This window comes from Methanocaldococcus bathoardescens, from assembly GCF_000739065.1.
GTDB classification, from domain to species: Archaea; AGJL01; Methanococci; order Methanococcales; family Methanocaldococcaceae; genus Methanocaldococcus; species Methanocaldococcus bathoardescens.
Map to the genome: position 1 here is coordinate 1,474,991 of NZ_CP009149.1, position 10,137 is coordinate 1,485,127.

The 10,137-nt window shown below is 28.4% G+C and carries 10 protein-coding genes; 1 reads left to right on the forward strand and 9 read right to left on the reverse strand.

Annotation, left to right across the window (positions count from 1 at the left end):
* Positions 1 to 5 precede the first annotated feature (5 nt).
* The 6 genes from JH146_RS07740 to JH146_RS07765 all read right to left on the reverse strand — a co-directional run bounded on the left by JH146_RS07740 (position 6) and on the right by JH146_RS07765 (position 4,606).
* Positions 6 to 539, reverse strand: a complete 534-nt coding sequence (locus JH146_RS07740) for a hypothetical protein (protein ID WP_048202428.1) — start codon at positions 537 to 539, stop codon at positions 6 to 8.
* On the reverse strand, positions 526 to 1,803 hold the full coding sequence (locus JH146_RS07745) for an AAA family ATPase (RefSeq protein WP_048202429.1): 1,278 nt from the start codon (positions 1,801 to 1,803) through the stop codon (positions 526 to 528). The genes JH146_RS07740 and JH146_RS07745 overlap by 14 nt, the downstream gene beginning before the upstream one ends.
* Positions 1,804 to 1,841: 38 nt before the next feature.
* Positions 1,842 to 2,219 carry a hypothetical protein gene (locus JH146_RS07750; RefSeq protein ID WP_048202430.1) on the reverse strand — a complete coding sequence of 126 codons (378 nt, stop codon included), beginning with the start codon at positions 2,217 to 2,219 and terminating at the stop codon, positions 1,842 to 1,844.
* Entirely contained in the window at positions 2,216 to 2,719 is a 504-nt protein-coding gene (locus JH146_RS07755) for a type II toxin-antitoxin system VapC family toxin (protein WP_048202431.1), read from the reverse strand. Before JH146_RS07755 ends, JH146_RS07750 begins: the two co-directional genes overlap by 4 nt.
* Positions 2,720 to 3,062: 343 nt before the next feature.
* Positions 3,063 to 3,815 carry a methyl-accepting chemotaxis protein gene (locus tag JH146_RS07760; RefSeq protein WP_048202432.1) on the reverse strand — a complete coding sequence of 251 codons (753 nt, stop codon included), beginning with the start codon at positions 3,813 to 3,815 and terminating at the stop codon, positions 3,063 to 3,065.
* A gap of 5 nt (positions 3,816 to 3,820) precedes the next feature.
* A complete protein-coding gene (locus JH146_RS07765) occupies positions 3,821 to 4,606 on the reverse strand; it encodes an oxygen-binding di-iron domain-containing protein (RefSeq protein WP_048202433.1) in 786 nt (261 codons plus the stop codon).
* A 559-nt stretch (positions 4,607 to 5,165) separates the two neighbouring features.
* Between JH146_RS07765 and JH146_RS07770 the strand changes: the two genes are divergently transcribed.
* Positions 5,166 to 6,098, forward strand: coding sequence for a methionine synthase (locus JH146_RS07770; protein ID WP_048202434.1), 933 nt, complete (start codon positions 5,166 to 5,168; stop codon positions 6,096 to 6,098).
* 9 nt (positions 6,099 to 6,107) lie between these two features.
* Here the strand turns inward: JH146_RS07770 and JH146_RS07775 are convergent, their stop codons facing one another.
* Genes JH146_RS07775 through JH146_RS07785 form a run of 3 tightly spaced genes read right to left on the reverse strand, consistent with a single transcriptional unit; the run spans position 6,108 to position 10,084 of the window.
* On the reverse strand, positions 6,108 to 7,706 hold the full coding sequence (locus JH146_RS07775) for a DUF2341 domain-containing protein (RefSeq protein ID WP_048202435.1): 1,599 nt from the start codon (positions 7,704 to 7,706) through the stop codon (positions 6,108 to 6,110).
* Positions 7,707 to 7,718: 12 nt separating this feature from the next.
* Entirely contained in the window at positions 7,719 to 8,249 is a 531-nt protein-coding gene (locus JH146_RS07780) for a hypothetical protein (protein WP_048202436.1), read from the reverse strand.
* The gene (locus JH146_RS07785) at positions 8,246 to 10,084 is read right to left on the reverse strand and encodes a DUF2341 domain-containing protein (RefSeq protein WP_048202437.1); all 1,839 of its coding nucleotides are present in this window, start codon (positions 10,082 to 10,084) and stop codon (positions 8,246 to 8,248) included. Before JH146_RS07785 ends, JH146_RS07780 begins: the two co-directional genes overlap by 4 nt.
* Between the last annotated feature and the right edge of the window lie 53 nt (positions 10,085 to 10,137).

Here is a 10,137-nt window from a genome sequence, read left to right on the forward strand (position 1 = left end):
CTATTTTAATTATTTAAAGCATTTATAAAATCATTGAAGGATTTTATTCCTTTTAATTTATTAAAATCTAATTTATCAACGTAGTTTGAAAGATGCTGTTTTTTATATTTAAATTTGGATTTTAAGGCATCTGACGGTTTTGAACTCCACTTGATATTTAAACTTATACAAATCCATTCTTCAACTTCATAATCAAAAACAACAATGCTATAAGGTGTTTTTATGTTTTTTGGAATGTGTTTCTTTGCTTTGTCTATGTTTTGTTGGTATTTTCCTTGATTTTTGTCCCCATCTAAGATTATTATGATTTTATCTGGTTTTACTAAATCATCAACTGCTTTTATCTGTTTTTCCATTTTCTTATTACATATATAAGGCATGTGGATTGGGTTTCTTTGTCCTCTTACTTTAGAAAATACAATTTTGTAATTTAAAAACTCTGATTTATTTAATTCATTAACCAATCTTTTAAAGAACTCTCCTCCATATTTATCTTCAACCATTAAAACAACCTCTCTTATGGGTTTATTCTTCTTCATCTCCCTCATCCTCATCAAAAATATTTCCATAAAGCCATCCTTCACTAAAACTTAGCCCTAACTCATTTAATTTCTCTTTTAATTTCTCTGGATTTTTAATTCTGATAAACCTTGATTCTCCAAACTTTTTATCAACAAATATAACATCTTTTGGCTCTGTTAAATCAACAACAATTGGTGAATGGGTAGTTATAATAATTTGGCTTTCTGAATCCTTTAAAGTATCAAATATCAACTCCAATGCCTCTGGATAGAGAGAATTTTCAATTTCATCGATTATTAAGATTGATGGCTTTAGATAGATTGCAGTTAAAATTAACAGTGTCTTATAAAAACCATCAGAAATTGATGGAGGAGATAGTTCAACCCCTTCCTCAAAAACTTTCATTAAAACTCTTCCATCGTCTGTTAATTGAAAAGATATTCTTGTGTTTGGAAAAATCATTGATAATGGATTTAAAATATCTTCTGGGATTCTTCCTTCTTTTAAAAATATGTTGTATAGGACAGTTATTAAATTGCTTCCGTCTTCATTTAGTGTTATTTCTTTTTTTGCTGGTTTTGGTGTTTTTAGTTCTTTTATATGGATGGGTTTGAATAACATCAAAGTTTCAATCAATCTTAATATATGCCATTGTAGTTCTCTTATATCCTCTGGTGAAAATATCTTAACTGTAAAAATATTTTTATTTTCATCAATTAAACCATAAACATACGAATTTTTGGAAAATTTATTACAGAGTATTATTAGAGAAAAAATATTATCCATTTTCAAATTCATTTCCATTTTTTGGTATAAAACATCTTCTTTATTTGGATGCCCACAATTTGCATAAGCATCATAATATATATTTGAAAATGCCTTATCTATCCAATTTTTATTATGCTCAACAATAATGGTATTTTCTTCTTTTATTAGTTTAAAATAGCCTTTCATCTCTAAAACTTCTCTTAGTATTTTAAAACCTCCACCAACACCAGTAAAGGTTGTTTCAAAATAAACCTCATAGCCCTCAATATCAAACACCAAACCAATAGTTATTGGTAGTTCCTCCATTCCTTGCCAAACTATGTTGTTGTATCCCCACCACTCTAAAAATGGAAATGGGTCTCTTTCAACATAAATTTTTCTTAATAATTTAAAAACTTCAACTAAGTTGGACTTTCCAGAGGCATTTCTTCCAATAACTACGTTAAATTTTCCAAATTCAATTTCACAATCATGTAGGCTTTTAAAATTCTTTACTATGAGTTTTTTGAGCATTCTATCACCATTGGCAATAAGTTACATCTAATTTCTATTTAAGATTTTTCCTTCTTTTTCAGCTTATAATAATGATATTCAACCGTCTTTAAGTTTATGCCTGTTATTTCAGCTATTTCTTTAGGTTTTTTGTCCAGATATTTTTTAATAATTTTATCTACGTTTGTAGGTCTTCCTGTCTTTGCCTTTATTGGAATAACTTCAACATCAACTCCTTCTAATGCCTTTATAATCTTTTTTGAAGACCTTTTATATTTTGATTTTGGCAAATATATTTTCTTTGGCTCACAGTTCTCTAATAGGGCAATAGCAATATCCCTATCTAATTCTAAGTTTATATAAACCTCATCTTCACTATCACAACTTTTAATTTTCTCAATTAATTCTTCTTTTGTCTTAGCTCTTAACTTTTTCATTTTCTCTTCCTTTTCTTTTTTAACCTTGATTTTACCATTTTTCTTTTTAGTGGGCTACCACAAATCTCACAGACATCTTCTCTATAATCTACTGGATAAAGTTTTTTACAACCTTCACAAACCTTTCTCCAAACAAAATCTTTATCTGTTGGTTCAAAAGCTACTCCTTTAACTTCAATATTTAATTTTTTAGCCACATTTTGAATACCATAATCATCTGTATATAGAATAGCATTTAAATTTAAAGCTAATGCCAAAACGCCAATATCTTGCTGAGATAAATTATCACCTGTTTTTTTAACAACCTCTTCAACCTTTTTTATATACTCTTTATCTGGACTCATTATTTTCAATTTTCCAAAATCTAATGCCTGCTCAACAATAATTTTTTTTGATTCAATCTCTTCCAGAACTTCTGGGGTTGTGTAATGCTCCCCCTCTTCTATAATTGGATTGTATCCATGTATAATAGCTGAGGCATCTAACACCTTAACTTTCATAATTTCACATCCTAATTGTTAATAATTAGTTAAGGTTTATAGAAGTTTTCGTATTTGAAACTAAATGATTTCTGTTGATGATGAGGATGTTAAAGATGTTTAAATATTGCATTAAAATAGGGCTTTCGCAGTTTATATGTTAAATTTGGAACTTTGACGCCAAAGGCGTCATTGCGTCAATAAAAAATTTATTCCTGCGAAAGTCCTATTAAAAAGATATCCTGAAGTAATATCTGAAAAAAATAAAAAAAGCTATTAACAATTGGCAATAAAGAATATATTGATGAAGAAACAATGAAAGAATCGATAAAAAACTTCCCATACAAATTTTAATTATATTGGGTTAATTTTCTTCCTGTTCCTTAGAAAATTTAGTAGATAATTGAATTAGAAGTTCACTTAAATCTTTGTTAAATTTTTCCTGCATTTCACTGAGAGCTTCTAATGCTATTGATATTCCACTTAGACCTTTTATGTCATGAACTACATGTTCTTGTTCTTTTGAAATTTTGTCTAATATATTGCTTATTTCAATAATTTCATTTATATCTTTACCCAAAATTTCTGTACCCTCTTTTATTTTGTCTATAACATCTAAAACTTCTTTTAAAGTTTCTAATTCATCCATTACTTCAGAGTTAAATTTCTTAATTTCTTTTGTAAGATTCATCGTTTGAACAGCCATTCTTCTTATCTCATCAGCAACAACTGCAAAACCTTTTCCGAATTCTTTAGCTCTTTCGGCTTCAATTGATGCGTTTAATGCTACTAAATTAGTTTGTTTTGCTACTTTACTTATTGAATTGCTTATTTCAGATATGTACTCCAAATTTTTAACAAGTTTGTTAAATTCATTTGCAAAAGTTTCAAGCTTTTGGAAAAATGGTAAAAAATCATTTCTAAATTTTTCAAGTTCATTTACAATATTTGAGAGTTTTTCAATGTTTTTGATAATGGCAATATTATTTTCCAAGAATTTTCCACTAATCTCCTCTGCTAATTCATTTATTATTTTTGATGTCTCTTTATTACCTGCCTCCAATCTTACAGCATTTGAAAGAACTTCTGATGTTTTTATTATATCATCTATGTCCATAAAAGTCACCTCAATAAATCAACACCACATTTCAAATTATCAAGGAAACTAAAGAATCTATTGATATGTTTCTTTGGAATTATTCCCCCATGTTGTGGTAAAATTGCTTCAATATCCAAACCACGAACTTTTCTAAGCCAACATTTTATTGCAGCATTACCTGCCATTAAACGTTCATGAAGTGGTTTCATTGCCTGAATATGTTTTTCCATATCCTCAACCACTAATATGGGCTCTTCCAACATTGCTATTCCAATATCGCCAGTAAATAAGAATTTACTCCTTCTATCATATATTGTAAAATGCCCTGGACTGTGAAGGTAGTGTGCAGGTATGAACTCCAAAGTTGTCGAGCCAAATTTTAAAGTTTCTCCTTCATCAGGTAGCGGATATGCTACACTTTCTACATCTTCAAATCCAAAGTGTGGTAAAAACCTTATCCAAAGCCAACTGGTTACAAGTTTGGCATTAGTTAATGTCCTCCAAAGGGGAATACTTCCTGCCACGTCTGGGTCTTGGTGGCACATATAAACATATTCAACATTTTTTGGGTTTATGTATTTGGAAATATTTGAAAGGACTTTTGGAAATATTCTATATCCTCCTGGGTCTAATAAGAATCCTTTGCCCTTATTTACTATCAGATAACTATTAACATCAACATCACTATAGCTGCCAGTGGTGCTCCCTCCTGAAGAAGTTCCTAAATAAATTACCATGTGTTCATTATCTTTATAAAGTACATGATCTTTTCTTGGATCTAAATCTGGGCTAATATTGTATGTTCCCATTTTTTCCCACCGATAAATAAAGAATTTTGGAATATATAATATTAAATATCAAATTACCTATATAAATTTAATTATTTTAGAAGTTTTGTATTATGAAAACTAATATTTATATCATCTCGTTAGTTTTAATAGTTATTAGACCCATAATTTTAGATAAGGATATATATGTTCTCTAAGGTTATTAATTAAATTTCTTTTTTCTAATGAGGAATTTTCTTCATCTTTTTAAATCTTTGAAAATCAATATATTTATAATGTAATAAGTTATCTTCCATTTTTGGAGAGTTTTACTACCTATTCAGATGTATCTGATGTTTAACACTTTCTTTGCTAAAGAATATATTATTCCCCTCATAAAAACTAGTTTTTTCCATTTTATTGTTTTTTACATAATAGATGCTAAAATTAGATAGAATAGCAATAATTTTTTAGTAGTGACAATAGATTTATCTTTACGTGTATTGTTACTCTTGTAAGTCCCTATAATTAAAAATATAATGTATCGTTATATATAAATACTTAATACGAGAGTTCTATTTATAAAAAAGTTGGTGAGATGATGATAACAACAGTTGTTGGTAGTTATCCAGTAGTTAAAAAGGAAGAAACATTTTTAGATAAGGTAAAAAAAGCATTTGGGCTGTATGATGAATATAAATATGCTATTGAGAAAGCTGTTGAAGACCAAGTTAAAGCAGGAATTGGTATTATAAGTGATGGACAAGTTAGAGGAGATATGGTTGAGATTTTCACAAACAACATGTATGGTTTTGATGGAAAAAGAGTTGTTGGTAGAGTAGAGTTCATAAAACCAATAACACTAAAAGATATTTTATATGCTAAGAGTATAGCTAAAAAACTTAATCCTAATGTTGAAGTTAAGGGAATTATTACAGGGCCTTGCACAATAGCTTCATCTGTTAGGGTTGAGAGCTATTATTCAGACAATAGAGATGAGAATTTAATTTATGATATTGCTAAAGCCCTTAGGAAGGAGGTTGAAGCATTAAAAAAGCATGTCCCAATAATACAAATTGATGAACCGATATTATCAACTGGTTTGTATGATTTTGATGTTGCAAGGAAAGCTATAGATATTATAGTTAATGGTTTAGATATAACATTTGCTATGCATGTGTGTGGGGATGTATATAATATTATTGACGAACTAAATAAATTTAATGTAGATATTTTAGACCATGAATTTGCATCTAATAGAAAAAACTTGGATATTTTAGAAAGTATAGAAAAGAATGTTGGCTTTGGTTGTATAAATACAAAAATTAAGAAAGTTGAAAGTGTTGAAGAGATAAAAAGCTTAATAGAAGAAGGAATGGAAATATTAAAAAATAATGAAAAATTGAATAAAAATTTATCTGAAAATATTTTAATAGACCCTGACTGCGGAATGAGGTTATTACCGATAGATATTGCCTTTAATAAATTAAAAAATATGGTTGAAGCATCTAAGCTTGTAAAAAGTGAATTTTAAGATTTTTAATTATTCTTCTATAAGTGGTTTATACCCTACTGAACCCCAACTATCTGTTTTATTTGTATATAGGCCAATTATAGAATAAGAGCCGTTATTAACTAATATGTATTGAGTAGGGTCTCCATAGTATATAGTTCCAGTGAAAGTTTTTGGTTTTTCTTCTTTATAGTCAGGGTTTGTATATTCTTCATTACTAACAGTGGTTGTGATATCATTTATATCTTTTAAAAATATCCAATCTATTGAAACTTTTGCATCACTACTACTTAAAGTATTGATTGAGATTGGGTATGATGAAGTGTCTGATGAAACATGGTAATCTCCGCTTGTAGGGTCAAATATTTTAATTGGGGTTAAATTATCGTACATTATGTATCCATACATACTACCATCATTGTTTCTCAACATTCGATATATGTAATAATTACCTATCGATTCGTTACCTGCATTATAATAACCATCTCCAGAACCATTGTAGAAATACAAAACATTTCCTGCCCATTCATTTTTGTATACCCATCCTACTCCAATCCAGTCACTTAAAGGTGTAAAAAACCCAACGGATTGAGCATGTATTGGTGTGAAATTACCTTTAAATACTAATTCAAATCCAGTCCCATACATTTTATTGGAATACACACTTGAACCAAGCCCTTGAACTGTTAAAATACTATTATTTATATAATACCCTCCAACAACTGTCCATTTTTCATAATTCATATAATTAAAATTATCAAATAATATAAATGTTTCATCAGGATTTTGTCTATCTACTTTTGTTGTTGAGTTATAGAGTAAAAGTATTTGCCCATTATTAATATTGCTTCTACTACACCTTACCCAAATTACAGATGTTTCATAGTTTCCTTCTTTCCAAGTTTGCACCCAATAAGGTAAAAGAACATTCCATTTATTGCTTGTTGAATTCCATCCTATTATTCTTATTTCTCTTGGTGATGAAGAATTATACATGTGGTTATAATTAAAGTTAGTATTGTTTAGTATTATGCAAAATGTATGGTTTTTATTATCATTTGGGAAATTATTCACATTTATAACTTTATAGTAACCCCATTCATAGTAAAATTTATTTAAGTAAACATATGGGTCGGGAATTCTTGATAATTTCACATCTTTATCTATAATTAATGGCTTTGAAGCGATTAATTCTCCATTGTTTAATTTCTTTTTATATTCAATATTTACTGTAAATTTAACATTAACAACATCAGGGTTTTCTGTTGGGTTTATTTCAGGGGTGGTAATATTATATGTTATATTGACGTAATTTTCCTTTACACAGTAAAGTGTCTTATTAATTTCATTTTTAATACATTCTGCTATATAATTTACAGCATCTTCCGAACTTTCAAAAAACTGTCGTTTTTTCATTATTTTATAGCTTGTATTTATAAAAGCGTCTTCTACAATTTTATCGATATTCCTTTCCAAAGTGTTTATTATGTTGTCTTCATATAAACTTACTTTTTTTATCGATATTTCGTCCTCTATTGCTTTTGTTTTGTATTCAAGAGTGGTATATAGTACTGTTGAGGTTACAAATACCAACATGACTAAGATTATTGCATTTTGTGAAAAATACATGAAACAACACCTTTAATTTCCTAATATATACAATTCAACTCTTGATGAAGTTATATTCTTTGATAAATAAACTGGCATATGAATTTCAAAATCCATATATGCAGCGTATGCCTCGTCATAGTCAAGAAACCTTTCATTTGAAATATTTATATTATTTTCATCACCATATATTACATACCATCCCTCACTTCTGTTTAAAGTTAAGATTGCTAAAACATATACACTATTATTCTCATAAACTCCATTTGCATTATTAATTAGTAGATTTCCATCAATATATAATTTATAATATTTTAAAGGAATTCTATCTTCTAAAAGTTTTTTAGATTCATTAACTCTTCCAAAATAGTATAAAAGAACGGCATTTTCTAAGGTTCCATCTTCGGATAAATGTTCCATTATACTTATGCCCTTATCGAATATATAGTCAGTTTTTACCATATCAACATAGTTATTATTGTGTTCTACAATAGATACTGTCCAATATGCCATTCCAATAAGTAGAATGACGGTACCAATAGCTAAATCTATGCTATTAATCATGGTTTCACCATAATGGTGATATTCCTTGGAGATAATGTTAAGTAGTAAAAATTAGTATTACTATCAGTTTCTATTCTAAATTCAACAGGTAAAGGGCTGTTTAAAATTTCAATCTTATTTATCCCTTTCTTAATGTTTGGAGTAATGTCAATATCCCTTAACATAGAAAATAAGGGCTTTCTATATACATATCCATTAACAGTGAAAATTACATCAGATGAAAACCATTGAACTGTTGGTTCTGGTTCATAGTATGGTCTAATAAATACCCAGTCTATGCTTATATTTCCATTTCTTTCATCTTCTGGTGGAATATACCCATAATTTTGGCTATCATCAAACATTCTTGCGTAGAATGAAACAGGTAAATAGTAAGGATATATATAATTAGATATACTCCAAAATTCATTGTCATTAATTATTAGATTCACAGAATTTGACCCATTTCTTTGTATTTCATAGGTATGCCAAGTATTATATAAGCTATCAGGCAATATTCTATATTCTATTTCATTTTCATTATTTTTAGAAGATTCAAACCTTAAATACTCTCCTCCCCAATGATAGTTTGATATAATTTGTCTATCGTATATGGTATTTCCATGATAAAACCCTCCCCACTCTTCATATCTTTTGTGGAAGTTTGCATGAAATCTTACTGATATATTACTACTATATTCGTATGGGGTAGTTATATGAACATCTACATCAGTAGTTAAGCCTTTTATGTTATAATAGCTATAATCTAAGTTTAAATAGGTATAATTTATGCCGTTATTATAAACTGTATCGGTAAATAAAGGATTATTGAAATTATAATTCCACTTATCTAAGTTTTTTTCTGAAAAATCATCAAAAAATAAAAATGTAGCTTCTCCATTACTTTTTGACTGTGCATTAGGATTTCCGTAGAGCATATATATTATTTTGTGTTCTTTTGGAGCTAAATCTAATTTTACCCACGCTACTGTATGTGGTGTATTTATAGTATTTGGTTCTATCCAATAAGGTAGTTCGTTTCCATTTTCGTCTATAAATCTAATATCACTGCAGTTTTTATTCATTTGATTCTCTGCTATATATGCTGCTGAGTCAAATACTACTTTTATACAATATCCTTCCAAATTCTGGTTCAAGTTATTTATTACCAATATAGGGGAGGCATATTTCCAGCCACTCCATTCACTAAACATATTTTCATTGTTTATAATAATCCTTGCAGATGCTCTTACAACATTAGCATCCAATTTAAAATATATATGGTCCCCATTATATCCATATAGTTTTATTTCATTCGTATTTTTTGTAGTTCCTGTTATTTTTGGAATATAAGCGTTTTCTTTGAAGTATACTATTGTATCGCCACTCAAAATCTTTGGTAGAGTGTAATTTGTTGTAACGTTTGAATATACTGTGAAATTATCTCCATTAAAAGTAAATGTTATTTTATTTAGGGAAAAGTTATTATCTTTAGCGGCGTCATCTAACATTTCATCATATTTATTCGAGTGGATTATAAAGTAAAACTTAGAAAAATCTTCTGTAAAATTGTTGCAAGGGTCAAACGTCTTTTCTTTTAAGTTTAATTTAGCTGTGAAGTTTTGGATGTAATCTTCAGTATATTCTCCAGGAAACTCATATTTTTTTAGATATAAGTCTTTTAATAACACTGCCTTATGAAATTTTTCAGTATCTTTTTTTTCTTCTATTGCAGTTAGCATGTTATGGCTATAAACCATATAACTTACATAAAAAATACTAAGGAAAATAAAAGCAACAATCACCGCTTCATATGTAAATATATAACCTTTGTTTGATTTAATTTTTTTGAACATAGTCTCCCCGTTTAGATATTATTTCCTTATCTATGTTTATTAATTTTATTAAT